The 25,493-nt window shown below is 67.8% G+C and carries 22 protein-coding genes and 1 tRNA gene; 5 read left to right on the top strand and 18 right to left on the bottom strand.

The window, feature by feature from the left end:
• Positions 1-83: 83 nt before the first annotated feature.
• The 6 genes from ACUWEX_RS06305 to ACUWEX_RS06280 all read right to left on the bottom strand — a co-directional run bounded on the left by ACUWEX_RS06305 (position 84) and on the right by ACUWEX_RS06280 (position 7,414).
• Positions 84-1,106, bottom strand: coding sequence for a TerC/Alx family metal homeostasis membrane protein (locus ACUWEX_RS06305; RefSeq protein WP_079727327.1), 1,023 nt, complete (start codon positions 1,104-1,106; stop codon positions 84-86).
• Positions 1,107-1,343: 237 nt separating this feature from the next.
• The gene (locus ACUWEX_RS06300; protein ID WP_079727326.1) at positions 1,344-3,056 is read right to left on the bottom strand and encodes an ABC transporter ATP-binding protein; all 1,713 of its coding nucleotides are present in this window, start codon (positions 3,054-3,056) and stop codon (positions 1,344-1,346) included.
• Positions 3,053-4,141, bottom strand: a complete 1,089-nt coding sequence (locus ACUWEX_RS06295; protein ID WP_445997458.1) for an ABC transporter permease — start codon at positions 4,139-4,141, stop codon at positions 3,053-3,055. The genes ACUWEX_RS06300 and ACUWEX_RS06295 overlap by 4 nt, the downstream gene beginning before the upstream one ends.
• A gap of 1 nt (position 4,142) precedes the next feature.
• Positions 4,143-5,144, bottom strand: coding sequence for an ABC transporter permease (locus ACUWEX_RS06290; protein WP_445997611.1), 1,002 nt, complete (start codon positions 5,142-5,144; stop codon positions 4,143-4,145).
• A gap of 299 nt (positions 5,145-5,443) precedes the next feature.
• Positions 5,444-7,072, bottom strand: coding sequence for an ABC transporter substrate-binding protein (locus tag ACUWEX_RS06285; RefSeq protein WP_079727324.1), 1,629 nt, complete (start codon positions 7,070-7,072; stop codon positions 5,444-5,446).
• Positions 7,073-7,341: 269 nt separating this feature from the next.
• A tRNA-Glu gene (locus tag ACUWEX_RS06280) sits at positions 7,342-7,414 on the bottom strand.
• Positions 7,415-7,522: 108 nt separating this feature from the next.
• On the opposite strand from ACUWEX_RS06280, the gene ACUWEX_RS06275 reads away from it, so the two are divergent.
• Positions 7,523-8,161 carry an MBL fold metallo-hydrolase gene (locus tag ACUWEX_RS06275; RefSeq protein ID WP_445997457.1) on the top strand — a complete coding sequence of 213 codons (639 nt, stop codon included), beginning with the start codon at positions 7,523-7,525 and terminating at the stop codon, positions 8,159-8,161.
• A gap of 81 nt (positions 8,162-8,242) precedes the next feature.
• Here the strand turns inward: ACUWEX_RS06275 and ACUWEX_RS06270 are convergent, their stop codons facing one another.
• The 3 genes from ACUWEX_RS06270 to ACUWEX_RS06260 are packed head-to-tail and all read right to left on the bottom strand — an operon-like array spanning position 8,243 to position 12,062.
• Positions 8,243-9,961, bottom strand: a complete 1,719-nt coding sequence (locus tag ACUWEX_RS06270; RefSeq protein ID WP_445997456.1) for an MDR family MFS transporter — start codon at positions 9,959-9,961, stop codon at positions 8,243-8,245.
• Positions 9,958-10,587 carry a TetR/AcrR family transcriptional regulator gene (locus tag ACUWEX_RS06265; RefSeq protein WP_445997455.1) on the bottom strand — a complete coding sequence of 210 codons (630 nt, stop codon included), beginning with the start codon at positions 10,585-10,587 and terminating at the stop codon, positions 9,958-9,960. The genes ACUWEX_RS06270 and ACUWEX_RS06265 overlap by 4 nt, the downstream gene beginning before the upstream one ends.
• 44 nt (positions 10,588-10,631) lie before the next feature.
• Positions 10,632-12,062 carry a cation:dicarboxylate symporter family transporter gene (locus ACUWEX_RS06260; RefSeq protein WP_445997454.1) on the bottom strand — a complete coding sequence of 477 codons (1,431 nt, stop codon included), beginning with the start codon at positions 12,060-12,062 and terminating at the stop codon, positions 10,632-10,634.
• Between the two features lie 180 nt (positions 12,063-12,242).
• Here ACUWEX_RS06260 and ACUWEX_RS06255 point away from each other — a divergent pair, with 180 nt between their 5' ends.
• From ACUWEX_RS06255 to ACUWEX_RS06245, 3 genes are read left to right on the top strand one after another with little or no spacing between them, the layout of a single operon-like run.
• Positions 12,243-14,135: an ATP-binding protein gene (locus ACUWEX_RS06255; RefSeq protein WP_445997453.1), complete on the top strand. Its 1,893-nt coding sequence runs from the start codon at positions 12,243-12,245 to the stop codon at positions 14,133-14,135.
• On the top strand, positions 14,132-14,848 hold the full coding sequence (locus ACUWEX_RS06250) for a response regulator (RefSeq protein WP_445997452.1): 717 nt from the start codon (positions 14,132-14,134) through the stop codon (positions 14,846-14,848). The genes ACUWEX_RS06255 and ACUWEX_RS06250 overlap by 4 nt, the downstream gene beginning before the upstream one ends.
• 33 nt (positions 14,849-14,881) lie before the next feature.
• A complete protein-coding gene (locus ACUWEX_RS06245) occupies positions 14,882-15,808 on the top strand; it encodes an alpha/beta hydrolase (RefSeq protein ID WP_445997451.1) in 927 nt (308 codons plus the stop codon).
• An 8-nt stretch (positions 15,809-15,816) separates the two neighbouring features.
• On the opposite strand, the gene ACUWEX_RS06240 is transcribed toward ACUWEX_RS06245, so the two are convergent.
• Entirely contained in the window at positions 15,817-16,122 is a 306-nt protein-coding gene (locus tag ACUWEX_RS06240) for a hypothetical protein (protein WP_079727317.1), read from the bottom strand.
• Between the two features lie 110 nt (positions 16,123-16,232).
• A complete protein-coding gene (locus tag ACUWEX_RS06235) occupies positions 16,233-16,679 on the bottom strand; it encodes a MarR family winged helix-turn-helix transcriptional regulator (protein ID WP_445997450.1) in 447 nt (148 codons plus the stop codon).
• Between the two features lie 62 nt (positions 16,680-16,741).
• Between ACUWEX_RS06235 and ACUWEX_RS06230 the strand changes: the two genes are divergently transcribed.
• Complete coding sequence (locus ACUWEX_RS06230) at positions 16,742-17,110, top strand: VOC family protein (protein ID WP_445997449.1); 369 nt, start codon at positions 16,742-16,744, stop codon at positions 17,108-17,110.
• Between the two features lie 145 nt (positions 17,111-17,255).
• On the opposite strand, the gene ACUWEX_RS06225 is transcribed toward ACUWEX_RS06230, so the two are convergent.
• The 7 genes from ACUWEX_RS06225 to ACUWEX_RS06195 all read right to left on the bottom strand — a co-directional run bounded on the left by ACUWEX_RS06225 (position 17,256) and on the right by ACUWEX_RS06195 (position 25,443).
• Positions 17,256-17,945, bottom strand: a complete 690-nt coding sequence (locus ACUWEX_RS06225) for a hypothetical protein (protein WP_079727312.1) — start codon at positions 17,943-17,945, stop codon at positions 17,256-17,258.
• A 182-nt stretch (positions 17,946-18,127) separates the two neighbouring features.
• Entirely contained in the window at positions 18,128-19,717 is a 1,590-nt protein-coding gene (locus ACUWEX_RS06220) for an aldehyde dehydrogenase (NADP(+)) (RefSeq protein WP_445997448.1), read from the bottom strand.
• A 260-nt stretch (positions 19,718-19,977) separates the two neighbouring features.
• Positions 19,978-20,979, bottom strand: coding sequence for a proline racemase family protein (locus ACUWEX_RS06215; protein WP_445997447.1), 1,002 nt, complete (start codon positions 20,977-20,979; stop codon positions 19,978-19,980).
• Positions 20,980-21,099: 120 nt separating this feature from the next.
• Positions 21,100-22,017, bottom strand: coding sequence for a dihydrodipicolinate synthase family protein (locus ACUWEX_RS06210; protein ID WP_077053461.1), 918 nt, complete (start codon positions 22,015-22,017; stop codon positions 21,100-21,102).
• 83 nt (positions 22,018-22,100) lie between these two features.
• Entirely contained in the window at positions 22,101-23,939 is a 1,839-nt protein-coding gene (locus tag ACUWEX_RS06205) for an FAD/NAD(P)-dependent oxidoreductase (protein ID WP_445997446.1), read from the bottom strand.
• On the bottom strand, positions 23,936-24,259 hold the full coding sequence (locus ACUWEX_RS06200; RefSeq protein ID WP_445997445.1) for a (2Fe-2S)-binding protein: 324 nt from the start codon (positions 24,257-24,259) through the stop codon (positions 23,936-23,938). The genes ACUWEX_RS06205 and ACUWEX_RS06200 overlap by 4 nt, the downstream gene beginning before the upstream one ends.
• Positions 24,259-25,443, bottom strand: coding sequence for an NAD(P)/FAD-dependent oxidoreductase (locus ACUWEX_RS06195; protein ID WP_445997444.1), 1,185 nt, complete (start codon positions 25,441-25,443; stop codon positions 24,259-24,261). The genes ACUWEX_RS06200 and ACUWEX_RS06195 overlap by 1 nt, the downstream gene beginning before the upstream one ends.
• Between the last annotated feature and the right edge of the window lie 50 nt (positions 25,444-25,493).

Below are 25,493 nucleotides of genomic sequence, written 5' to 3'. Positions count from 1 at the left end.
ATGCCTGGAACTAGGCCTCGTCGCGGCAGCTAAGAAGGAGCAGACCGAACAACATCCCGTCAGACTACCATCCTGACGCTCGCCTAGACGTCGTCGGAGGGGGCGTGTACGGGCGGGGCCGTGACGCCGCGCTTGCGGTCGCGCCGGTCCTTGATGAGGCTCGCGATGGTGGCGATGGCCATGGCGCCGATGATGACGGCGAGCGACGTCCAGGTGTCGATCTCGGGCGCCCACTCGATGTGCTTTCCGCCGTTGATGAAGGGCAGCTCGTTCTCGTGCATGGCGTGGAAGAACAGCTTGACACCGATGAACGCGAGGATGAAAGCGATGCCGTACTTGAGGTAGTCGAGGCGGTCGAGCAAGCCGCCCAGCAGGAAGTACAGCTGGCGCAGGCCCATGAGCGCGAACACGTTGGCCGTGAACACGATGAACGGGCTCTGCGTGATGCCGAAGATGGCGGGGATCGAGTCGATGGCGAAGATGAGGTCGGTCGTGCCGATGGCGATGAAGACCACGATCATGGGCGTGAAGAAACGCTTGCCGTTGATGGTGGTGCGGATCTTCGACCCGTCGAACTCGTCGGTGACCTTGAGCTTGCGCTTCAGGAAGGTCGTGAGGCGAGTCTCGCCGTCCTCGGCGTCGTCGTTGTGACCGAAGGCCTGGCGGAACGCCGTGACCAGCAGGAACGCGCCGAAGATGTAGAAGATGAAGCTGAACGATTCGATCAGCTGTGCGCCCAGAAGGATGAAGATTCCTCGCAGCACGAGAGCGATGATGATGCCCACCATGAGCACCTCTTGCTGGTATTTGCGCGGCACGCTGAAACGAGCCATGAGGATGACGAAGACGAAGAGGTTGTCGATCGACAGGCTGTATTCGGTCAACCATCCGGCCAGGAACTGCCCCGCGAACTCACCGCCCGCGAACTGCAGCATGAGAAAAGCGAAGACGAGCGCCAGCCCGACGTAGAAGACCACCCAGAGGGTCGCCTCCTTCATCGAGGGGATGTGCGGGCGCTTCACGACGTAGAGCAAGTCGAAGGCCAGCACCAGCAGCAGAACGACGTACGAGCCGATCTCGAACGGAAGGGGCAGAACGGGATGCATCGGCACGACGCCTTTCAGAGGGGGTGCGCCCGGGCGCACGACGATGATCGAAAGTCTCTCCCGCGCCGATGGTGCCGGCGCCCCGTGCCCGGAACCGCGAAGATGCGGTTCGTGATGACGATCACGGTGTGAGTGGGATACTCCCCTTCGCAAGGGTCAAGCATAGACCCGGGGACGACGACGGGGTGGATGCTCGAGCATCCACCCCGTCTGTGTGCAACCGGCCGCCCGAGGCGACTAGCGGTTGCGGGTGCGTTTGGCCGCCTGCGCGTCGGGATCGGGCACGGGCAGGGACGCCAGCAGCGTGCGCGTGTAGTCGTTGCGCGGCGCCGTGAGGATCTGCTCGCTCGTGCCCTCTTCGACGAGTTCGCCGTGATAGAGCACCCCGATGCGGTCGGCCAGAAGGTCGACCACGGCAAGGTCGTGCGAGATGAACAGGGCCGCGAAACCGAACTCACGCTGGATCTCGGCGAAGAGTTCGAGCACGCGCGCCTGCACCGACACGTCGAGCGCCGAGGTGGGCTCGTCGGCGATGAGCAGCTTCGGGTCGAGCGCGAGCGCACGGGCGAGGCTGGCGCGCTGACGCTGTCCACCCGAGAGCTCGTGCGGGTAGCGGGCACCGAACGCCTTCGGCAGCTGCACGGCCTCGAGCAGTTCGCCGACCTTCTTCCGCGTCTCGCGTTCGCCGAGCGAGCGCCGGTGGATGCGCAGCGGTTCGGCCACGCAATCGGCGATCGTGAGCAGCGGGTTGAAGCTCGACGCCGGGTCTTGGAACACGAAGCCGATGTCTTGGCGCGTCTTCTTGAAGTGACGCTCCTTCACACCGTTCATCTCCGTGCCGAGCACCGTCAGCGAACCGCCCGTGACCTGCGTGAGCCCCGCGATGGCGCGACCGATCGTGGTCTTTCCGCTGCCCGACTCCCCCACGAGGCCGAGCACTTCGCCCGCGCGGATCTGGAACGAGACGCCGTCGACGGCCGTGAACGAGCCGCGGCCGAGGCGGCCGGGGTATTCGATACGCAGACCGGATGCCTCGACGAGCGTTTCGGCCGTCTCGAGCGATTCCTTCTTGGCGCGCTCCTCGGCCGAACCGTGCACGCGCTGGCCGATGCGGGGCACCGACTCGAGCAGCTTGCGCGTGTAGTCGGCCTTCGGCGCAGCGAACAGCTCGCGCACGGGCGCCTCTTCGACCAGCTCGCCCTGATACATGACGGCGACACGGTCGGCCAGGTCGGCCACGACACCCATGTTGTGGGTGATGAGCACGATGGCCGCGCCGAACTCGTCGCGGCAGCGGCGCAAGAGGTCGAGGATCTCGGCCTGCACGGTGACATCGAGCGCCGTGGTGGGCTCGTCGGCGACGATGAGGCCGGGGTTCAGGACGAGCGCCATGGCGATGACGACGCGCTGCTTCTGCCCGCCCGAGAACTGGTGCGGGTAGTAGTCGACGCGCGTCGACGGGTCGGGGATGCCGACCTTGCCGAGGATCTCGATGGCCTGCTGCCGAGCCTCTTTCTTCGAGACCTTGTTGTGGGCGCGGATGCCCTCGGCGATCTGCCATCCGACCGTGTAGACGGGATTGAGCGACGTGGACGGCTCCTGGAAGACCATTGAAACGTCGCGGCCGCGCACCTCGCGCAGACCCTTGCGGTCGAGCGAGAGGATGTCGTGCGAATCGCTGCCGTCGCGGCGCGCGAGGATGACCGCTCCCCCGGCCGTCGCCGTCTCGGGCAGGAGGCCGAGGATGGTCTTCGCCGTGACGGTCTTACCGCTGCCGGACTCGCCCACGATGGCGAGGACCTCGCCGGGGGCAACGCTCAGGCTGACGCGGTCGACGGCTTTGACCGCTCCCGCGTCGGTCGAGAACGAGACGTCGAGCTGCTCGATCGTGAGCACGGCGGCCGGACGGGTGGTCGAGGCATCCGCCCCGGGTGTTGTGACTGCGCTCATGGCCTGGTCTCGATTCCGTCGTCGCCGAATGTTTCTCCCGATTCGAGGCCGCCGAGACCCGCGGGTCCGGCGGTCTGTGCGCCACCCGGGACGACCGAGGTGGCGGCAACGGTTCCGGATGCCGCGGCGACACGTCGTCGCCCACGCAGACGCGGGTCGGCCAGGTCGTTCAGGCTCTCACCCACGAGCGTGACGCCGAGCACCGCGAGGACGATGGCGATGCCCGGGGGAAGAGCCGTCCACCACACACCCGACGACACGTCGACGATGGCCTTGTTGAGGTCGAAGCCCCACTCGGCGGCCGACGTCGGCTCGATGCCGAAGCCCAGGAAGCCGAGGCCCGCGAGCGTGAGGATCGCCTCGGAGGCGTTGAGCGTGAAGATGAGCGGCAGCGTGCGCGTGGCGTTGCGGAGCACGTGGCGGAAGATGATGCGCGCGTTGCTCGCACCCACCACCTTTGCGCTCTCGACATACGCCTCGGATTTGATGCGCACGGTCTCGGCGCGGATCACCCGGAAGTACTGCGGGATGAATACGACCGTGATCGAGATGGCGGCCGCGAAGACGCCACCCCAGAGGCTCGACTGTCCGCCCGAGATGGCGATCGACATGACGATGGCGAGCAGCAGCGTGGGGAACGCGTAGATGGCGTCGCACACGACGACGAGCACGCGGTCGAGCCATCCGCCGAAGTATCCCGACACGAGGCCGAGGAACACGCCGACGAAGATCGACAGGATGACGGCGACGATGACGACCGACAGAGCCGTCTGCGCGCCCCAGATGGTGCGGGACAGCACGTCGTAGCCGCCGACCGTGGTGCCGAACAGGTGGTCGGCACTCGGGGCCTGCTGCGAACCGAAGGCTCCGTCGTCGCCGCGCAACTGCGAATAGCCGTAGGGCGCGATGACGGGAGCGAGGAGGGCCGTGAGAATGAACAGCCCGGTGACGACGAGGCCGGCCACGAGCATGAAGCGCTGGATGCCCATGCTCTGACGCACCTGGTGCACGATGGGCAACCGCGACAGCAGGCTGCGCTTGTGGTCGGGCGCGTCGGGAACGGTTTTCGGGGTCGTGACGGTCATGTCAGTACCTCACCCTCGGGTCGATGAGCGCCGCGATGACGTCGACGATGAAGTTGGTCAGCGCCACGATCACGGCGAGCAGGGCGACGATTCCCTGCACGGCCACGAAGTCACGCGCCTGCAGGTATTCGGCCAGCTGGAAGCCGAGACCCTTCCACTCGAACGTGGTCTCGGTGAGGACCGCTCCGCCGAGGAGGAGGGCGATCTGCAGGCCGATGACCGTGATGATGGGGATGAGCGCCGGACGGTAGGCGTGTTTGCGCACGAGCCGGAGCTCGCCGACGCCCCGTGAGCGCGCGGCATCCACGTAGTCGGTCGAGAGCGTGCCGATCATGTTGGTGCGCACGAGCCGCAGGAAGATGCCCGCCGTGAGCAGACCCAGCGTGATGCCGGGCAGGATGGCGTGCGCCAGGACGTCGCCGATGACGTCGGGGTTGCCGGAGCGCAGGGCATCGATCAGGTAGATGCCCGTCTTGCCGTCGAGTAGCTGCAACTCGAGTTCGGACGACGTGGTCGCTCTGCCCGACACCGGCAACCACTTGAGCTGCACCGAGAAGATGAGCTTCATGAGCAGACCCGCGAAGAACACGGGCGTGGCATAGAACAGGATGGCGAGGATGCGCAGCACGGCGTCGGGGAAACGGTCGCGGAAGTAGGCCGCGACCATGCCGAGCGGGATGCCGACGATGAACGCCACGATGAGCGCGTAGAACGCGAGCTCGAGGGTGGCGGCGCCGTAGGTGAGCACGACCTCGATGACCGGACGGTTGTCGCTGATCGTCTGGCCGAAGTTGCCGGTGAAGATCTGGCCGAGGTATTCGAAGTACTGCACGATGACGGGGCGGTCGTAACCGGCCGCGACGATGCGTTCCTGCAGCTGGGCACCCGAGAGACGGCCACCGAGGGCCGCCGTGATCGGGTCGCCCGTCGTGCGCATGAGCAGGAACACGAGCGTGACGAGGATGAAGACGGTGGGAATGATGAGCAGGAAGCGGACCAGGATGTAGCGGCCGAGGCCGCCCGATCGACGCTTCTTCGCCCGGGACGAAGGCTGTGGTGCGGGCGCTGCCGGTGTGGCTGCGGCATCCGCGAGTGTGGAGCTCAGGAGGAGGACCCTTCTTCTGTGCGGCGTGGGCCGCACTCAACGGTGTGAGCGGGTGGAGCGGCGGAACGGTGATGCGGTGATGCGGTGAAACGTGCCCGGGCCGACCGGAGCCGGGGCCGACCGCGTGAACGATCGACCCCGGCTGACCGGCTGGCCCGTCGGCCGCTCCCTCGGAGGGAAGCGACCGTCAGGGGGTGTTAGCCCTTGCTGAGCGGGGCGTAACGGAACTTGAACGACGCGTCGAGCGTGACGCCGTCGACGTCGGTGCCCGACACGGCGACCTGGGCGCCCTGCAACAGCGGCAGGGTGGACAGGTCGGCGGCCACGGCGGCCTGGATGTCCTCGATGAGCTTCGTGCGCTCGGCAGCATCAGGCGTGGAGGCCTGCTTGAGGATCATGTCGTTGACCTCGGTGTTGCTGTAGTGGTTGGCGAGGAAGTTCTCGGTGAGGAAGAACGGCGTCAGGTAGTTGTCGGCGTCGGAGTAGTCCGGGAACCAACCCAGCTGGTAGAGCGGGTAGACGTCGGCCGTGCGGTCCTTCGAGTACTGCACCCACTCGGTGGTCTGCAGGTTGACCTTGAACAGGCCGGACTCTTCGAGCTGCGACTTGATCAACGCGTACTCGTCGCCCGAGGACGGACCGTAGTGGTCGTTCGAGTACTGCAGGTTGAGCTCGACGGGCTCGGTGATGCCGGCGTCGGCCAGAACCTTCTTGGCCTTGTCGAGGTCGGGCTTGCCCGCACCGTCGCCGTACAGGTCCTTCAGAACCGTGGTGGCACCCGTAAGGCCGTCCGGAACGAAGGAGTAGAGCGGCGTGTAGGTGCCCTTGTAGACCTCGTCGGCGAGTTCGTCGCGGTCGACCAGGTCGGCGACGGCCTGGCGCACGGCGAGAGCCTTGGCCGGGTCGGCGTCGTCGGTGGTGCCACCGAACGGCTGCGTGTCGAAGTTGAAGACGATGTAGCGGGTCTCGCCGCCGGGGCCGGTGTGCACCTTGACGTTCTTGTTCTTGCTGAGGTCGTCGACGTCGGTGGCCGACAGGCTGCGGTAGGCCAGGTCGATGTTGCCTTCCTGCACCTCGAGCTTGAGGTTGGAGGACTCGGCGTAGTACTTGACGTTGACCGTCTCGGTCTTGGCCTTCTCGAGCAGACCCTTGTAGTCGGGGTTGGCCTTGTAGGAGATCAGGTTGTTGAAGTCATAGCTCGCGATCGTGTACTGACCGGCGAACGCCTCACCCTTCACGATGTCCTGGTCGGGCGTGAGAGCGTCGGCCGAGAAGACATCCTCGTCGACGATCGGGCCGGCGGGGCTCGAGAGGATCTGCGGGAAGACCTGGTCGTTCTCGCTCTTCAGCGTGAACACGACGGTGAGGTCGTCGGGCGCCTCGGTCTTGTCGAGGTTGTAGAGCAGCGAGGACGGGCCGTTCTCGTCGGCGATCTTCAGCTGGCGGTCGAACGAGAACTTCACATCGGATGCGGTGAGCTCGTTGCCGTTGGCGAACTTGAGGCCCTCTTTGAGCTTCACGGTGTATTCGGTCGGGGTGGTGAACTCGGCCGACTCGGCGATGTCGGGTTCGACGTCGGGGCTGTTCGACGGGGTGTTCATGAGGAACGGGAACACCTGGTTCTGCACGGCGAACGAACCGTTGTCGTACGACCCGGCCGGGTCGAGCGAGGTGACCTTGTCGGTGGTGCCGATCGTGAGCGACTTGGAGCCGCCGGACGAGTTGTTGCTGGATCCTCCGGCACAGCCGGAGAGGGTGAGCGCTGCAATCGCGACGCCTGCTGTGGCGGCTGCGATTCGGCGACCGGTGCGTGAAGCGGATGTCATATCCGTCTACCTCTTTCTGGGGTGGCAAGGCGCGGCACGGGCACAGTTCAACCGCGGCCGCTTTGCTGTGGTTGGGGATCATGCTTACACAGATCGCGCTCCCACGTTTGTCATTCCGGGGCTCGGCGCGCGGAAATAACATGACCGTAACCTGCCGAACAATGGCCGGAAACCTGGGATCTGCCCGAATTCGGGCACAAAAAATCCCCCTCCACGATTTCTCGAAGAGGGGGATTTTGATGCTGCGCTTCGTGAATGAAATTCACTCGTGACCCCAGCGGGATTTGAACCCGCGTTACCGCCGTGAGAGGGCGACGTCCTAGGCCGCTAAACGATGGGGCCGTTTTTGCAACTTGACGATTATGACACGGATTCGAGGCACCGGGCAAATCGAGCGAGGAGGCGTCGGCGAGGCTTGCTCACGGCCGCGCGGAGGGGTTAGCTCGAAGCATGAGACTGACCAAGCTGGAACACGCCGGACTACTGCTCGAAGACACCAACAAGAAGCTCTTCGTCGACCCCGGCATGTTCACCACTCCCCTGACCGAGGTGGCCAACACCTTGGCCATCGTGATCACGCACGAGCACCCCGACCACTGGACGCCCGAGCAGATCGAGCGCATCGTGTCGAAGAACCCCGACGTGCAGATCTTCGGACCGGCGGGCCTCGCGCAGGCGGCCCCCGATCTGCCCATCAACGTGGTGCAGGCGGGCGACGCCGTCGAGGTGGGGCCGTTCCGGCTGCGGTTCTTCGGCGGCAAACACGCCGTCATCCACTCGAGCATCCCCGTCATCGACAACGTGGGCGTGCTCGTCAACGACACGCTGTTCTACGGCGGCGATGCGCTCGACGTGCCCGAGGGCATCGAGGTCGACCTGTTGGCCGCCCCCGTCGGTGCCCCGTGGCTGAAGATCGGCGAGGCCATCGACTATGTGCTCGCCGTGAAGCCGAAGCGCACGTTCCCCGTGCACGAGATGGTGCTGTCGAAGGCCGGCAAGGACATGGGCAACGACCGCCTCAAGTGGGCGACCGAGCAGGGCGGCGGCGAATACTTTGCGGTGCAGCCCAACGAGAGCCTCGACCTGTAGCGGGCGAGAACGACGACGGCGAGGGTCGGATGCTGAGGCATCCGACCCTCGCCGTATCAGGGGTGTTGCGGGTGAAGCGACCTACGGGTTGCGCTGCGACCCGCCGGAGGACACGGTGTCGTCGGACGAGTTTGCGTGACGCGAACCCGAGAGTTGCTCCGCTCCATCCGTCGACCTGCCGTCGGCCGTGTCGTTGCCGCGGGCTTCGGAGGCCGCCAGGTGGGCGCCGGCACCCGGTTCGACGGGCTGGCCCTCGGGCACGGCAACCGTGGTCGCGAGCGGGATCTCCTTGACGAAGAACAGCAGCACGAAGGCGACGAACATGAGGGGCACGAGGATCAGGTAGACCGGCCCCAGGGCGCTGGCGTAGGCATCCGCAACGGCGTCGTGGATGGGGCCGGGCAGCGCATTGATGGCCGCCGGGGTGAGACCGTTGGTGTCTCCGACGGGAGCACCGGCCGGCAGCTGTTCGCTGAGCTGCGTGGTCAGACGCGAGACGAAGAGGCTGCCCACGATGGCCGAGCCGAACGTGGCACCGATCTCGCGGAAGAACGCGTTCGCCGCGGTGGCCGTTCCGAGGTCTTTGTGCTGCACCGAGTTCTGCACGATGAGCACCAGCACCTGCATCGACAGGCCGAGGCCGAGGCCGAGGATGGCGAGGTAGGTGCCACTCAGCCACGGCGAGGTGTCGGCCGTCATGGTGGCGAACAGCGCGAGCGCCACCATCACGAGCGCGGCACCCGAGATCGGCATCCACTTGTAGCGGCCCGTCTTGGTGATGAGGAAACCTCCACCGATGGCCGTCAGCATGAGGCCGCCGAGCATCGGCAGCAACAGCAGACCCGACTGTGTGGCGTTGACCGAGTTGACCACCTGCAGGAACGTGGGCATGTAACCGATCGCACCGAACATGCTGATGCCGATCATGAGGCCGGCGATGGTCGTGATCGTGAAGTTGCGGTCGCGGAACAGGTGCAGCGGGATAATGGGCTCGGGCGCACGCGTCTCGGCCCAGATGAACAGGCCCGCGAACAGCACGGTCGAGACGATGAGGCCGATGATGAGCGGCGAATCCCAGTCGTACTCGGTGCCGCCCCACGAGGTGACGAGCACGAGGCTCGTGGTGGCGATGGCGATGAAGATGGTGCCCAGGATGTCGAGCTGCGGTTTCTCGCGCTGCACCTTCGGCAGCTTGATGAAGACCATGGCGGTGACGATGGCCGCGATGCCGAGCGGAACGTTGATCCAGAACGCCCAGCGCCACGTGAGCACATCGGTGAACAGACCGCCGAGCAGCGGGCCGATGACGGCCGACAGGGCGAAGACCGAGCCGATGAAGCCGCCATATTTTCCGCGGTCTCGCGCCGGCACGACGTCGGCGATGATCGCCTGGGCGAGGATCATGAGCCCGCCGCCGCCGATGCCCTGGATGGCCCGGCCCGCGATGAGCCACGGCATGTCCATGGCGAAGCCGCCCACGAACGAACCCACGACGAAGATTGAGAGCGCCGCGATGAAGAGCGGTTTGCGCCCGATGAGGTCGCCGAGCTTGCCATAGACGGGCATGACGATCGTGACACCCAGGATGTAGGCGGTCGCGACCCAGAGCATGTGGTTGACGCCGTCGAGGTCGCCCACGATGGTGGGGAGCGCGGTGCCGAGGATGGTCTGGTCGAGCGATGAGAGGAACATCGCGACCATGAGGGCGATCAGGATCGGGATGACCTTGACCTGAGGGGTCGCGGAGGCGGCGTCGGTTTTCTTGGGCGGCGGAGCCGTCGTACTGTCGTGATTCGTCACGCTGTTTCCCTGTCTCGAAGGATTCTGGTGGTGTTCTCGACGGCTCTGTCGAAGTGGACGGCGAGGGGTTCGCCGCCCAGGTCTTCGCCCCATGCTCGGAACGATTGGTGGAAGAACGCGCCCATGATCGCGAGGATCGTGTAGGAGTCGCGTGCGATTTCGGCCTCGGTGTGCCCCTGGCGCCGCATGACGTCGGAGACGAACGACGTGAAGTCGCGCTCGAGCGAGGTCATCTTCTCGAACTCGCGCTGCAGAAGCTCGGGATGCTGGGCCAGAACCTCGTGGCGCTTCTTGTTGACGCTCTGGATGGAGGCGTCCCCGTCGCGGTCGAGCGCGCGCAGCTTCTGCCGGAACACGTCGATGACGACCGTCAGGGTGTCGACCCCGGAGTAGTCGGCCAGGTCGACCTCGGGCAGCGGCTCGCGCTCGCGGTGCACGCCGAGGAAGGCGTCGTCCTTGTTGCGGAAGTAGTTGAAGAAGGTGCGCGGCGTGACGTCGGCGCGTTCGGCGATCTGCTCGACCGTGACGGCGTCGAACCCGTGGGCGTGCACGAGCGAAACCGCCGCAGCCTCGATGGCCGCGGCGGTTCGTTGCTTCTTGGTCTCACGAAGTCCGGGTTGTGTCACGTATCCGATTTTTGCACAGTGTGCAATCTTTCACAATGTGCAAGTTACGACTTCGCCGCGGCGGGGACGGGAGTCTCGGCTGCAGCGGGCGTCGCGGCATCCACACCGTCCGAATCGACGCGGTCGATGGAGGCGCGCTCCCCCGGGTCGGCGTGGTCGTCGACGCTCATGGTGTTCTCGTCGAAGGGGCGGCGGCCGGCCAGCACCTCGCGCACCTGGTCGCGGTCGATCTGATGCGTCCACGTGCCGACCAGCATCGTGGCCACGGCGTTCCCCGTGAAGTTGGTCAGGGCGCGGGCCTCTGACATGAAGCGGTCGATGCCGACGATGACGCCCACGCCATCCACGAGATCGGGGCGGTGCGCCTGCAGACCGCCGGCCAGCGTGGCGAGCCCGGCCCCCGTGACACCCGCCGCGCCCTTCGACGCGATCATCATGAAGAGCAGCAGCGAGATCTGCTCGCCGAGAGACAGCGGGGTTCCCATGGCGTTGGCGATGAACAGCGACGCCATGGTGAGGTAGATGGCCGTGCCGTCGAGGTTGAACGAGTAGCCGGTCGGCACCGTGATGCCCACGACGGGCTTCGACACGCCCACGTGCTCCATCTTGGCGATCAGCCGCGGAAGCGCCACCTCGCTCGACGAGGTCGACACGATCAGCAGATATTCGCGGCCCAGATATTTCATGAGGCGGAAGATGTTGACACGCGTGACGAGCATGAGGATGCCGCCGAGGACGATCACGATGAACAGGATGCACGTGATGTAGAACGCGATCATGAGCGTGCCCAGACCGATGAGCGCCTGCACCCCCGTGGCCCCGACGACGGCCGCGATGGCCCCGAAGGCGCCGACGGGAGCCACCCACATGATCATGGCGAGCACCCGGAACACGAGCGCCTGGATCTGGCGGATGGCGTCGAGGATGGGAGCGCCCTTCGAGCCCATCTTCTGCAGCGCGAACCCGACGAGCAGCGCGACGAAGAGCACCTGCAGGATGTTGCCCGACGTGAACGACGAGATGAGCGTGGTGGGGATGACCCCGAGGATGAAGTCGGTGGTCGACTCGGATTTGAGCTCGGAGGTGTCGTAGCTGGCGCCCTGGATGTTGAGCGTGTCGCCCGGGTGGATCAGGTTGCCGACGACCATGCCGATGCCGAGCGCGAACGTCGACATGATGATGAAGTAGCCGAGCGCCAGCCCGCCGACCTTGCCGACCGTCGCGGCCTTGGCGATCGACCCGACGCCGAGCACGATGGTGCAGAAGATGATGGGTGCGATCATCATCTTGATCAGGGCCACGAAACCGTCGCCGATGGGTTTCAGGCCCACGGCGAAATCCGGGGCCGTGAGGCCGACCGTGATGCCCGCGGCGACGGCCACGATCACGAAGATGTAGAGGTAGTGCGAGCGCTCAAGCCGTTTACGCGGCTTCTGGCCGCGGCCGAGCGGGGGGATGCGATGCGTCGTTGCCATGAGAGTTCCTCCTCCGCCGTCACTTCTTCGTAGACGGCGATCACGTTGGTCCCCAGTGTGCGGCGGCCCGGCGCGGTCTCAGACGTTGTGTTCATATTGTTCTCGCCGCGCGACGGGCGGGTCGGGGACGGGCGCTCTATCGTGAAGCGAGCAGACTTTTCCGACGGAGTGAGAGCGGCCATGACATCCCTGTTTCGACGCTGGAGCATTTCGGCGCGGCTGTTCGCGCTGCAGCTCGTGTTCGTGGTGCTCGTATCGGCCGTCGTCTCGGTGTGGCTGTGGCTCGACGCGCGGTCGGATGCCGAGGCGGATGCAGCCGCGCACACCCGGGCGGTCGCGGCATCCATCGCCGACAACCCGTTCGTGCAGGATGCGTTGGCCGAGGCATCGACGGCGGCCGGGCCCGCTGCGGCTTCTGCTGCGGCGGCCGCGTCTGCGAGTGCGACCCTGCAGCCTTATGCCGAGAAGCTCATGCGCGACACGTCGACCGATTTCATCACCATCATGGCGCCCGACCGCACGCGCTACACGCACCCGGACCGCGGCGAGATCGGACGCCCCTTCATCGGCACGATCGGGCCCGCGCTCGAGGGGCGCACCTTCTCGGAGACGTATGCGGGAACGCTCGGGCCGTCGGTGCGGTCGGTGGCGCCCGTCTATGCCGAGCTGCCGGCCGGCCCGAGCGAAACCGGCGGGTCGGATGGGGCGACCGTGACGTCTCCTCAGATCGTGGGGCTCGTGTCGACCGGCGTCACGGTGGCGTCGGTGGCGGATGCCCTGCAATCGCGCCTGCCCATCGTGCTGGGCGCTGCCGCGCTGACGATCGTGGCGGGCGCCGCGGCGTCCTGGCTGCTGTCGCGGTATCTGCGCCGGGTGACGCGCGGGCGCGGGCCCGAAGAAATGGCGCGGATGTTCGGCTACTACGAAGGCGTGCTGCACGCGCTGCACGAGGGGCTGCTCTTGGTCGACCCGGCCAAACGGCTCGTGTTGTTCAACGACGAGGCCGCCGAACTGCTCGGATTGCCGCACGAGAGCCGTCCGGGCGCGGGCCCCCGCGACACGGATGCCGTACTCCTCGGTGCGCTCGACCTGCCCGCCGAGTTGAACGCCATCCTGAGATCCGGTGAGGTGGTCGTCGACCGGGTCGTCGTGACGCGCGACCGCGTGCTCGTGGTGAACCAGGAGGTCGCCTGGGACAGCGCGGGCGGGTCGCGCTCGGCGCGCCGACCGCTCGGAACCGTGACGACGCTGCGCGACCACACCGACCTGCGGCGTTTGGCGGGCGAACTCGAGACCGCCCGCACCCCCACCGACGCGTTGCGCTCACAAACCCACGAACACTCGAACCGCCTGCACACCGTCGTGTCGCTGCTCGAGCTCGGTCGCACGGCCGAGGCCATCGACTTCGCGGCCGAACAGCTCGACCGCGGGCAAGCGCTCGCCGACGACCTCATCGCGGGCGACACCAACCCCGTGCTGCAGGCACTGCTGCTCGGGAAGGCCGCTCAGGCGTCGGAGCGCGGCATCCGGCTCGTGGTCGAGTGGGAGGAGGGCGCGGGTGATGTGGCCGTGCCGCCCGATGACCTGGTGACGATCGTGGGCAATCTGATCGACAACGCCATGGATGCGGCGGCCGCGTCGGTCGTGGCAGCCGCGGGATCTGCAGCGGCCACGACATCGACATCGATATCGACACCCACAACCATGGAAACGGAAACGGCAACGGCAACGGCAACGGCAACGGCAACGGCAACGGAGCAGTGCCGACCCGAGAAGCCGTGGGTGCGGATCGAGCTGGCGGCCGATGGAGTGCTGCGCGTGTCGGACAGCGGGCGCGGGCGCCCGTTGGCTGCCGCCGGTCTCGACACGGCGCAGATCTTCGAACGCGGTACGACGTCGAAGGAGGACGAGAAGGGGTTCGGGCGCGGGATCGGGTTGGCGCTCGTGCGGCAGGCCGTCGTGCGGTCGGGCGGGTCGATCGCGGTTCTGCCGGAAGACGACGGCGATCGCCTGACCTTCGAGGTTCGGTTGCCGCTCGCCGTTTCCGCGGCGCAGACGGGGAGGGAATCATGACCGACGTTCGCGTTCTCGTCGTCGACGATGAGGCTCTCACGGCCGAGGCGCACGCCGAATACGTGCGCCGCCTCGACGGGTTCGAGCTGGCGGGGGTGGCGACGAGCGGCACCGAGGCCATCCGGATGCTGCGCGACAGCGCCGCTGAGAGCCCGCACGTCACGGCATCCATCGATCTGGTTCTGCTCGACTTCACCATGCCCGATCTGCACGGGCTCGACGTGTGCCGCCGCATCCGCGCCGCCGGGCTCGAGATCGACGTCATCGCCATCACGGCCGTGCGCGACGTAAAGACCGTGCGGCAGGCCGTCTCGCTGGGGGTCGTGCAATATCTGATCAAACCCTTCACCTTTCGGGCCTTCGCCGACAAGATGCAGGGCTATCTGGCGTTTCGGCACAGCTTCGACGAGGCGTCGGGCGCGACGACGCAGCGCGATATCGACCGCGGCATCGCAAGCCTGCGGACGCCCGGCCGCGAGACGTTGCCGACGGGCCTGGCCGGTGAGACGCTCGACCGCGTGATCGCGCTGCTGCGCACCTCGGAGGGCCTTTCGGCCTCGGAGATCGCGGCCCAGTTGAACCTCTCGCGGGTGACCGCCCGCCGATACGTGGAGCACCTCGCAGATTCGGGCGTCGTCGAACGCGGCGCGCGCTATGGGACCCCCGGCCGCCCGGAGGTGGAGTTTCGCTGGGTCTCGACAGCCCGTTCGTGATGTACTTCGAGAATCGATGCTGAAGGAGCCCGCATGACCGTCTTCCATCCCGATCTCGCGATCGGCCGCTTCATCCCGCCGGTGTCGGTCGGGCCCCGGCTGGCGACACTGGCGCAACGGGGTGGGCGACGCGAGCGAGAGATCCCCGAGGACATGCTCATCGACGACGTGCAGGTGCCGGGCGCGAACGGTGCTCCCCCGGTGGACGTGCGGCTCTACCGCCCGCGCATCCTGAACGGTGTGGCCCCGGCCCTGCTCTGGATCCACGGCGGCGGGATGGTGTTCGGGGATCACCTGCAGGACGAGGCCTCGAACATCGCCTTCGCGCGCACGCTCGGCATCACGGTGGCAAGCGTGAACTACAGGCTCGCGCCCGCCCACCCGGCGCCGGCCGCCGTCGAGGATGCGTACGCCGCCCTCTCCTGGCTGGTCGAGGAGGCGACCGAGCGGGGCATCGACGCGTCCCGGATCGCTATCGGTGGGGCGAGCGCCGGCGGCGGTGTGGCGGCCGGGCTCGCGCTGTATGCCCACGACCGGGGCGACATCCGGCCCGCTTTTCAGCTGCTCGTCTACCCCATGATCGACGACCGCACGGTGCTGCGGACCGATATGGACACGAAGAACGTTCGGGTCTGGACGCCCGGGAGCAACCGGTTCGGCTGGACGTCCTATCTGGGCCAAGAACCCGGGTCGGCCGATGTGTCGCCGTATGCCGCCCCCGCGCGGCGTGAAGATGTCTCGGGCTTGCCGCCGGCTTGGATCGGTGTCGGCACGCTCGACCTGTTCCACGATGAAGACCTGCGCTACGCCGAACGGCTGGCGGCGGCCGGTGTGCCGTGCGAGATCACGCTCATCGAGGGGGCATTCCACGGCTTCGACGCGCTCTTTGCCCGCAAGCCGGTGTCGCGCGAGTTCTGGCGTGCCCAGGCGGCCGCACTGCGGGGCGCACTCTTCGCCTGACGATATCGTCAGAGGCGGTCGACGGCCGACGACCAGACCCAGGCGCGCTGCACCACGCCATCCGAGTCGGTCCACTCGATGTGCACGGCGCGGCTCGTCCACTCGATGGCCCGGCCCTCGATGCGCGCGGAGGTCTCGGGGTAGCGCGTCCACGCGCGCACGGGGATCGGCTGCCCGGGCCGGCGCACGGGATCGTGTTCGACGTCGAGCTCAGCATCGCTCAGGCTCACGGGCTTGGGCCGGATGAGGATCTCGGACAGCCGGCGCTCCATGAGCTTGTCGTAGTGATGCGCGTAGCGACGATTCGTGCCCATGACGACAGAATAGCCCGATTCGAACATATGTTCTAACACGCTTCGGTTGCCGGCGACTCCCCCTCCTGAGGGCAACGAGGCACAACCCGAGCGCGTCGCCGCGGAGGCCATCATCCTTCCGTGAGTGACGAGACCATACTGCGCAGGATGCGGAGAGCCGCGGCTCGATCGGCGTCGGACAGGCCGCTCAGCATTCTGACCTCGACCGACCTGACGGCCGCCGTTGCCTGCTCGAGGGAGCGGCGGCCGCGCGGCGTGAGTTTCGTGGGCAGAACCTTGCCAACGGGGGCCTCGCTCGGCCTCGTCACGAAACCGTCGCGCTCGAGCGTCTGCAGCAGCACGTTCATCGACTGCCGGGTGACGAAGGCGCCGCGGGCGAGGTCCGAGTTGGACGAGCCCGGCCGCTGCGCGAGCAGTTCGAGACACGAATAGTGCGTGATCGTCATGCCGAGGGGCCGCAGGACATCCTCCATCGCCGCGCGCAGGGCACTGGCCGCCTCTTTCAGCAGGTAGCCGAGGGATGTTTCGAGATCGATGCCCGCGTCGTCTTGACTCATGTCAATAGTCTGACATAGGTTGATGCATGTCAGATAACTGACACCAGCTAAGGAGAAGCACGATGCCCGCCACCGGACCCGATTTCATCTCACTACAGGTACGCGACCTCGACGCCTCGCAGGCGTTCTACGAGAAGTACCTCGGCCTCGTGCGTTCGCCCGCCGGGCCGCCGCACGCCGTCGTCTTCCGGACCCAGCCCATCGCCTTCGCGCTGCGCGACATCGTGCCCGGCACCGACCTCGCCGCCGCATCCCAGCCCGGAATCGGAATGGCCCTGTGGCTGCACGGCACCGAGGTGCAGCAAATGCACGACGCGCTGGCCGCCGATGGGCACACGATCGTGCAGGCGCCCATCGACGGCCCCTTCGGCCGAACGTTCACGTTCGCCGATCCGGATGGCTACCACGTGACGTTGCACGACCGCGCCTAGTCCGCGCCCAGTCCGTGCACGGCGGCATAACGGCATGACGGAGGGCCCGCTCAGAGCTATCGCTCGGAACGGGCCCTTCGGTGTTACTCACCGCGATGCGGCGCTCCCCAATGAGGAGGAGATGGTGCAGCTGATCGTGCCGGTATTACTTGGTGGCGACGGTGATCTTCGCAACACCGACGAGCATTCCGCCGGCGACCTTGTCGGTGCCGAAGGTCTCGTTCAGAAGCGCAGCAGCGTCGTCAGAGATGTGGACCGTGGTGCCCTCGAGGATCGCGTTGTCGCCATCCATCTGGAGCGGCTTCAGCGTGCCACCGTGCAGGTCGAACAGGACGGCGTCTTCAACAGCAACGGTGCCATCGACGGACACGTCACCCATGAGCTTGGAGGTGCCCGGGTCGATCACGAAGTTGCTGAGCTCGACGACCTTCGCGCCAGCGGTCAACGACAGGCCGGAACCCTCGTGGTCGATGGTGCCCTGCACGTAGGGACGGTAGTCCTCCTGCGGGTCGTAGTAGTCCACGTTGCCACCCGTGATCGGGAACGAGAACGTGCCATCGGTGAACGTGGCCGTGCCAACCGTTCCGGGAGTCAGACCCAGCGAGGTCAGAGCGTCAACGAACGACGCGTCAACGGCGACCTGCGTGTCGACACCCTTCGAGAGGTCAGGGATCGACGCAACCGGAGTGGGCGTCGCGTCAGCCGACGACGAGGAAGAGCTGGAGGGCGAGGAGCTGGACTCAGTGGAGGTGCCACCGGTCGAGCACGCGGCCAGAGAAAGGGCGAGAGCGCCAGCAGCAGCAACTCCGAGTGTGGTCTTCATGTACTTACGCATGGTGTCAATCCTTCGTTCATGTTGATGAGGCTGTGGGCGGAATGCCTGTGTGATGTGCCTGTGGTACGGGGTGTTGATAGGGGTTCGGCACCCGCCCCTGAACGGATTGGTCTACCGCGCAAAAAAGTCTCCAACCCCCGGAAACAGGCGGGAGTTGGAGACTTTTCGGCGTGCGGTTGGGCTCAGACGCTGGTGGAACCCCAGGAGGTCGACTCGCCGGCGGGGGCCGTGGCGCGGGGCACCGAAGACGGGTTGCCGTCGCGCAACTCGGGCGGCAGCATCCGGTCGGGGGCGCTCTGGAACGCGACCGGGCGCAGGAAGCGGAGCAGGGCCGCCGTGCCGACCGAGGTCGACGAATCGTTGGTCGTCGCGGGCCACGGGCCGCCGTGCTGCATGGCCGGGGTGACGGCAACACCTGTGGGCCAACCGCCGAAGAGCACGCGCCCGGCGTGGCGACTGAGGGCGAACACGAGGTGGTCGAGGTCGTCTGACTGCTCGGTGTCGCCCGCATAGACCGTGGCCGTGAGCGAACCCGGGAAGAGCTCGGGCACGAGTGCCGCGAGGTCGGTCGTGGCCGGATCGTATTCGACGACGATCGAGAGCGGACCGAAGGCCTCGTCGAGCAGGTCCTCCCCCGCCGACCGCAGCGTGTCGAGGTCGACCGAGACGATCGTGGGCGTGACCCAGCCGTGGCCGTCGCCGTCAACCTCGACCGTGCCCGCGGCGACCGGGCGCACGCCCTCGACGCCGAGGATCGTGTCGCGACGCTCGACGTAGCCCGACGTGATCTTGGGGTAGAGCAGGCGGTGGGCGGCGACACCTGCGGCGGCCTCCCGGATCGGCGCGTCGAGCTGCGCCAGAGTGCCGGTGGGCACGAAGAGGAAGCCCGGCTTGGTGCAGAGCTGGCCGGCCGAACCCGAGACGCTGGCGACGAAACCGGCGGCGAGGGCATCCGCGCCCCCGGCCGACACGAGACCGTCGCCCGTGACGAAGACCGGGTTGACGCTGCCGAGCTCGCCGAAGAACGGGATGGGGGCGGGGCGGGAGGCCGCGATATCGGCGAGCGCACGGCCGGCGCCCAGTGATCCGGTGAATGATCCGGCGGCGACGCGGGGGTCGCGCAGGGCCTCGATGCCGGCATCCTGGCCCTCGATGAGCTGGAAGGTGCCGTCGGGTATGCCGGCCTCGGCGAGCGCGCGCACGACGACCTGCGCGGTGAGACGCGAGAGTTCGGGATGTCCGGGGTGCGCCTTGAGGATCACGGGGCAGCCGGCCGCCAACGCCGCAGCCGTGTCGCCGCCCGCCACCGAGAAGGCGAACGGGAAGTTGCTGGCGGCGAAGTTGACGACGGGTCCGACCGGCACGAGGTAGCGGCGCAGGTCGGGCCGGGCACCCAGCGCGAACCCGGGGTCGGCCTCGTCGATGCGCACGTCGAGGTAGTCGCCCGCGCGCACGGTGTCGGCGAAGAGGCGCAGTTGCACGACCGTGCGGTTGAGTTCGCCGCGCAGTCGGGCCTCGGCCAGTCCGGTTTCGCGCATGCCGACGGGCACGAGCGTGTCGGCGTCGGCCGCGAGCGCATCGGCCACGGCGAGGAGCGCGTCGGCGCGGGCTGCGCGATCGGTGAGGGCGAAGGGTGTCGAGGCGGCGTGAGCGCGCGCTGCCGCGTCGGCGGCGCTCGTGACGACGCTCTGCTCCTCGGTCACCCGCGTCGCGGTGTCTGCGGACCCGGCCTTGGGGCCGTCGGGAGTGCTGTCGAGAGGGCTATGCGTCATCTTTTTCTCCTGTGAGCTATTCCTGCTGAACTATTCCAGATGGAATATTCCAACGGGAATAGTTCATCTGGAGGATCGATATTCGCGAAATCGTGTCGATGTCGGGCGCTTTGTCGGTGCGTCGGCCATCTGTGAGGGGTGGTGGTGGCGGCGGGCGGCGGGACGGCGGCCGGCGCTAAGGACGGCGGCCGGCGGTAAGGACGGCGGCGGGCGGTAAGGACGGCGGCGGGCGGTGGTGCCCGGCAAGTTGCGCCGGGTCGTTAGAGCTGGAAGCCCGTGGGGAAGGGGTCGCTCGGGTCGAGGAGGTATTGAGCCATCCCTGTCACCCAGGCGCGACCCGTGATGGTCGGGATGACCGCGGGCACACCCTCGACGGTCGTTTCGGCGATGAGGCGGCCGACGAACCGGCTGCCGATGAACGATTCGTTCACGAAGTCGGTGTCGAGGAGCAGGTCGCCGCGCGCCCAAAGTTCGGCCATGCGCGCCGACGTGCCGGTGCCGCACGGCGAGCGGTCGAACCATCCGGGATAGATGGCCATGGCATGCCGCGACAGCTCGGCCGTCGAGCCCGGCGCGATGAACTCGACGTGGTGGCAGTGGTCGACCCCGTCGATCGTCGGATGCCGCGGCGGCGCCTGCTCGTTGATGGCCGCCATGATCGCGAGCCCCGCATCGAGGATGTCGTGCTGGCGCGAACGGTCGAACGGCAACCCGACGGCGTCGAGGTCGACCATGGCGTAGAAGTTGCCGCCGAACGCGATGCTGTAGGGCACCGCACCGAGACCCGGCACCTCGATGACCTGGTCGAGCCGCTCGACGTAGCTCGGCACGTTCTCGAGCGTGACCGAATCGGCGTGACCGTCGGACACCGCCACCCGGGCGACGACGACACCGGCCGGCGTATCCAGCCGGATCGTCGTCACGGGCTCCTGCACGGGCACCATGCCGGTCTCGACCAGGACCGTCGCGACACCGATGGTGCCATGACCGCACATGGGCAGGCACCCCGACACCTCGATGTAGACGACGCCCCAGTCGCAGTCATCCCGCGTGGACGGCTGCAGGATGGCGCCCGACATGGCCGAGTGCCCGCGCGGCTCGTTCATGAGAAACAATCGCAGATCGTCGAGGTGCTCGATGAAGTGCAGGCGTTTCTCGTTCATGGTCGCGCCCGGAATCACCCCCACTCCCCCGGTGACGACACGCGTGGGCATGCCCTCGGTGTGGGAGTCGACGGCCTGGATGACCCGAGACGATCTCACGTGTTGCTCCTCAGAACTGGTGAACGGACGAACGGACGAACGGACGGACGAACGGACGGACGAACGAACGAAAGAACGGATGCTCGCTCTGCGCTCGACCGGTGAATGGCGGGCCGAGTGTTAGCGCGTGGCCAGGTAGTCGAGCGCGCGGCGCGTCTCGTGCGTGACGCGTTCGGCGTTCTCGGCGCTGAGCGGTCCGCGCGGCGGACGCGTGGGACCACCGTAGCTCTCGCCGGCGACGTCGATCGACAGCTTGATGGCCTGCACGAACTCGGTCTTCGAGTCCCAGCCGAAGACGGGCACCAGCTCGCGATAGAGCGTGCGCGCCTCGTCGATCTTGCCCGTGGTGACGAGCGTGTAGAGCTCGACCGCCTCGCGCGGGAACGCGTTCGGGTAGCCGGCGAACCAGCCGGTGGCGCCCGCGACGAGCGACTCGAACAGCAGGTCGTCGGCGCCGGCGATGACGTCGAGGTCGGTCTTGTCCTGGATCTCGAGCACGCGGCGGATGTCGGTCGAGAACTCCTTCACGGCAACCAGGTTCTCGAGCGAGGACAGCTCGGCCAGCAGGTCGGGCGTCAGGTCGACCTTGGTGTCGATCGGGTTGTTGTAGGCCATGATCGGCAGGCCGACCTCGTTGACCTTCGTGTAGTGCTCGATGACCTCGGAGCGGTTGGCGCGGTAGATGGTCGGCGGCAACAGCAGCACGCCGTCGGCACCGTCCTCGGCGGCCAGCTCGGCCCAGTGACGGGCCTGGTGCCAGCCGACACCGTGCACGCCGGCGACGACGAGGCCGCGGTCACCCACGGTGTCGACGGCCACCTGGATGACGGTGCGACGCTCTTCGTCGGTGAGGGACGAGTATTCGCCCAGCGATCCGTTGGGGCCGACGCCGCGGCATCCGTTCTCGATGAGCCAGTTGCAGTGCGCCGCGAACTTGTCGTAGTCGACGGCGAGCCCGGCGGGGGCGTTGTCGTCGGGCTTGAACGCGAGCGTCGTGGCGACGATGACGCCGCCGAGATTGAGGGGGTTCTTGGCCATGGTGGCTGTTTCCTTCCGAGGGTGTGTGTGAAAAACGTGTCGTGGTGTGGGAGGTGGATGCGACGGGCGCGGGGTGGCCGCGGTCAGTCTTCGGCCGATCGCGCGGGTCGCGCATCGGGGAGGTCGAGGGGGTCGGGCGGGTCGAGAAGATCGGGCGCGGCAGAGACGACAGCGGCATCGCGGTCAACTGTCGAGCCACCGAGGTCGGCGGCGCCGAGCGATGGCCGGGTGGATGCCGCGAGCCCCGCCAATTCGCCGAGCCGGACGGGCGACACGATGGGTCGCCGGTCGGTGCTCACGGGCGGACGGACGGGGTCGATGCCCGAGTCGCCGGGTGCAGACAAAGAAGCGTCGGGTGTGACGGCCGGGTGTTTCGCCGAGACCTTCGTCGAGACGGTCCTCGACACCGAACCGGTCGCGGATGCCGACGGAGAAGCCGGCGCAGCGTCGTGCTCGGCCGTGCGGATGAGCTCCTCGACCGTGCGGCCGCAGATGCGCGCCTGGCAGATGCCGAGGCCGGCCCGCGTGGTCAGCTTCACCGAGCGCACCCCCGTCTGCGCCGTGCGGCGGACGGTCGAGCGGATGGTTCCGCACGACACCTCCTCGCAGCGGCAGGCGATGGTGTCGTCGCGCAACCAGCCGGTCCACCCGCTGCGGATGCCGTGCGCGCGCTCGAGGCGTGCGGCAAACGCGGTGAAGGTGCGACGGCGGCGGCGATCGGCGCGCAGCGACACGTCGGCCGGATCACCGCCCGCCGCCACATGTCCCGCCACACTGCCCTCGGCCAGCGCGGCGTCGGCTCCGCCGATACTCGTGATCTCGCCCGCGGCAAAGACGCCCGGAACACTCGTACGGCCGAGGTCGTCGACGCGCACGAAACGGTCCGAGGTGATGTCGCAGCCCGCGGCGATCGCGAGTTCGAGTCGTGGCGTGAAACCGTGGCTGACGGCGACCGCGTCGGCGGCGATGCGACGGCGCGTTCCGGGGATGGGCGCCCACGAGGCATCCACCTTTTGCACGGTGACGCTGTCGACCCGGTCGGTGCCGTGCGCCTCGACGACAGCCCAGCCGGTGCGGTACGGGATGCCGTGGCGTAGGTGTCCGAGGGCGTAGTCGACGAGCTCGGGGGCCTTGCCGCGGGCGCCGAGCAGTTCGAGGGGCTTCGACGACCAGCCGCGCAGGAGGCGAGCCGGGGTCGACGCCTCGAAGACGCCGACGACGCGGGCACCCGTTTGCGTGAGCGATTTGGCGACGGGCAAGAGGAAGGGCCCGGCCCCGGCGATGACGACGCGGTCGCCGATCGAGACTCGCTCCCCCTTGGCGAGGGCCTGGGCGGCGCCGGCCGAATAGACACCCGGCAACTGCCATCCGGGAAAAGGCAGCGTGCGGTCGTGGGCACCGGTCGCGAGCACGAGGGCGTCGGGGCGGTAGGTCTGGGGCTCGCGGTCGGTTCCGTCGGGAGGGCCGACGAGCACATGAACGGTCACGGAGACCGCGCCCGCGGCGTTCTCGGCCGCAGCGTTCTCGGCCGCGGCGCCGTCGCGCGGCACAACACGGGTTGCCGCGTCGCCCGGCGAGGCGTCCAGGGTGGCGGCGCTATCCCGAGCGGCATGCAAGGTGGCGGCGCTATCTCGAGCGGCATCCCCTGTTTCGATCGCCCAGACCTGAGCTTCTGTCACGATCGTGCAGTCGGGATGCTGCGCCAACACGCCCCGGCGCCGCACAAACCCCTGCCAGCCGTGGTGCAGCCGTTCCTCGTGGGCCGCCGGACGAGCCGACGGCAGGTGCCGCCAATACTGCCCGCCGAGTTCATCCGAGGAGTCGAGCAGAGTCACCCGGGCCCCCGCGGCCAGCGCCGATTCGGCCGCCGCGAGTCCCGCCGGGCCGCCACCGACGACCAGCACGTGTCGAGCATCCGTCATGACGTCACCTCGGGAAGTTCATCGTGTTGCGTGCGCACCACGTCGCCGTCTTGCGCGCGCCGCTGGCAGGCGCGGATGTCGCGCACCCCGTTGACCTCGACGATGCAGTCGAAGCACACGCCGATGCCGCAGAACACGCCGCGCGGCGAATCGCCCACGCTCGTGCGCCGCCACGACAGCACTCCCTCGGCCAACAGCACACCGGCGATCGTCTGCCCGCGCAGGCCCGCGTGGGGCGTGCCGTCGAGCGTGAGCCCGATGCGGTCAGCAGTGAGCGGTTGCACGGGATCGTTCGAGGCCCGGATCATACGCGCGGCCATCACGCCACCTCCTCGAGGAACGGGGCCAGGCTCGGCCGGGACACCTGGAACGGAGCGGCGTCGATCGCGGGTGCGGCGCCCGTCACCTGGTCGGCCAGGAGTTCCCCGGTCGCAAGCGACAAGCCGATGCCCGCGCCCTCGTGGCCGGTGGCGTGCCACAGCCCGGGCAGGCGGTGGTCGGCGCCGACGAGAGGCAGGTGGTCGGGCATGAACGGGCGGAACCCGCCGTAGGCCCGCATGGCGCTGGCGGTCTCCAAGAACGGGAAGAGTCGTAGGGCCTTCGCGGCCACCTCGGCCAAGACGTTCACGCGCAGACTGTCGTCGAAACCGATCTGTTCGCGGCTCGACCCGATCAACACGGTTCCGGCCGCCGTCGACTCGACCACGCTGGATGTCTGCAGCGCCGCGTCGCTCGATTGCGTGGCGCCGAAGTAGTCGCCGTCATAGACCTTGTGGAAGACGCGGTGCGGCATGCGGGTCGTCACGAGCACCATTCCGCGTCGGGGGCGCACGGGCAGCGGCGCCCCCAGGCGCCCGGCCACCTCGCCCGACCAGGGACCCGCGGCGACGATGACCGCACCGGCGTCGAAACGCCCGGCCGAGGTCTCGACGCCGATGAGGCGGCCATCGCTCCCCCGCACGGCGCCGGTGACGCTGACGCCCGGTCGCACATCGGCACCCGCGAGGCGGGCCGAGGCCAGGAGCGCCTCGGTGGCGGTGACCGGCTGCACCTGGGCGTCTTCGGGGTAGAACACGGCGGCCGTGATGCCGCGGTTGAGCGAGGGCTCGAGCGCGAAGGCATCCTCGAGCGGGATGATGCGCGCGTCGACCCCCGCCGCGACCTGTCCGCGGGCGAAATCTTCGAGGGGTGCCGCGCCCTGTTCGGTGGTGGCGACCACGAGGCCGCCCTTGCGCTCGAATTCGATCGAGGGGAAGTCAGGGCCGAGTTCGTCGGCGAGCTGCGCGGCGACGGTCGGCCACAGCGACGACGCGTATTGGGCGAGGACGAGCTCGGGGCCCGCACCCTTGTCCGAGAGCAGCAGGTTGCCTTCGCCGGCCGCGCTCGTTCCGCTGGCCGCGGCCGCGCGGTCGAGCACGAGCACCGACAGGCCTCGGCGGGCGAGCGAGCGAGCCGTTGCGGCACCGACGATGCCGGCACCGACGACGATGACGTCCGTTGTCATACTCCCGCCCCCTTCGTTCGGCCCGTTCGCTCCGGCATCTGCGCCGTGTC

The sequence above is a fragment of the Okibacterium fritillariae genome, assembly GCF_052783725.1.
This window is presented reverse-complemented; position numbering and strand designations above follow the sequence as displayed.

Excerpts from the sequence above, each read along its gene's own strand:
- ACUWEX_RS06305 (WP_079727327.1), bottom strand. The coding sequence starts at position 1,106 with ATGCATCCCGTTCTGCCCCTTCCGTTCGAGATCGGCTCGTACGTCGTT.
- ACUWEX_RS06300 (WP_079727326.1), bottom strand. The coding sequence starts at position 3,056 with ATGAGCGCAGTCACAACACCCGGGGCGGATGCCTCGACCACCCGTCCG.
- ACUWEX_RS06295 (WP_445997458.1), bottom strand. The coding sequence starts at position 4,141 with ATGACCGTCACGACCCCGAAAACCGTTCCCGACGCGCCCGACCACAAG.
- ACUWEX_RS06285 (WP_079727324.1), bottom strand. The coding sequence starts at position 7,072 with ATGACATCCGCTTCACGCACCGGTCGCCGAATCGCAGCCGCCACAGCA.
- ACUWEX_RS06275 (WP_445997457.1), top strand. The coding sequence starts at position 7,523 with ATGAGACTGACCAAGCTGGAACACGCCGGACTACTGCTCGAAGACACC.
- ACUWEX_RS06260 (WP_445997454.1), bottom strand. The coding sequence starts at position 12,062 with ATGGCAACGACGCATCGCATCCCCCCGCTCGGCCGCGGCCAGAAGCCG.
- ACUWEX_RS06255 (WP_445997453.1), top strand. The coding sequence starts at position 12,243 with ATGACATCCCTGTTTCGACGCTGGAGCATTTCGGCGCGGCTGTTCGCG.
- ACUWEX_RS06250 (WP_445997452.1), top strand. The coding sequence starts at position 14,132 with ATGACCGACGTTCGCGTTCTCGTCGTCGACGATGAGGCTCTCACGGCC.
- ACUWEX_RS06245 (WP_445997451.1), top strand. The coding sequence starts at position 14,882 with ATGACCGTCTTCCATCCCGATCTCGCGATCGGCCGCTTCATCCCGCCG.
- ACUWEX_RS06240 (WP_079727317.1), bottom strand. The coding sequence starts at position 16,122 with ATGGGCACGAATCGTCGCTACGCGCATCACTACGACAAGCTCATGGAG.
- ACUWEX_RS06235 (WP_445997450.1), bottom strand. The coding sequence starts at position 16,679 with ATGAGTCAAGACGACGCGGGCATCGATCTCGAAACATCCCTCGGCTAC.
- ACUWEX_RS06230 (WP_445997449.1), top strand. The coding sequence starts at position 16,742 with ATGCCCGCCACCGGACCCGATTTCATCTCACTACAGGTACGCGACCTC.
- ACUWEX_RS06225 (WP_079727312.1), bottom strand. The coding sequence starts at position 17,945 with ATGCGTAAGTACATGAAGACCACACTCGGAGTTGCTGCTGCTGGCGCT.
- ACUWEX_RS06220 (WP_445997448.1), bottom strand. The coding sequence starts at position 19,717 with ATGACGCATAGCCCTCTCGACAGCACTCCCGACGGCCCCAAGGCCGGG.
- ACUWEX_RS06210 (WP_077053461.1), bottom strand. The coding sequence starts at position 22,017 with ATGGCCAAGAACCCCCTCAATCTCGGCGGCGTCATCGTCGCCACGACG.
- ACUWEX_RS06205 (WP_445997446.1), bottom strand. The coding sequence starts at position 23,939 with ATGACGGATGCTCGACACGTGCTGGTCGTCGGTGGCGGCCCGGCGGGA.
- ACUWEX_RS06200 (WP_445997445.1), bottom strand. The coding sequence starts at position 24,259 with ATGGCCGCGCGTATGATCCGGGCCTCGAACGATCCCGTGCAACCGCTC.
- ACUWEX_RS06195 (WP_445997444.1), bottom strand. The coding sequence starts at position 25,443 with ATGACAACGGACGTCATCGTCGTCGGTGCCGGCATCGTCGGTGCCGCA.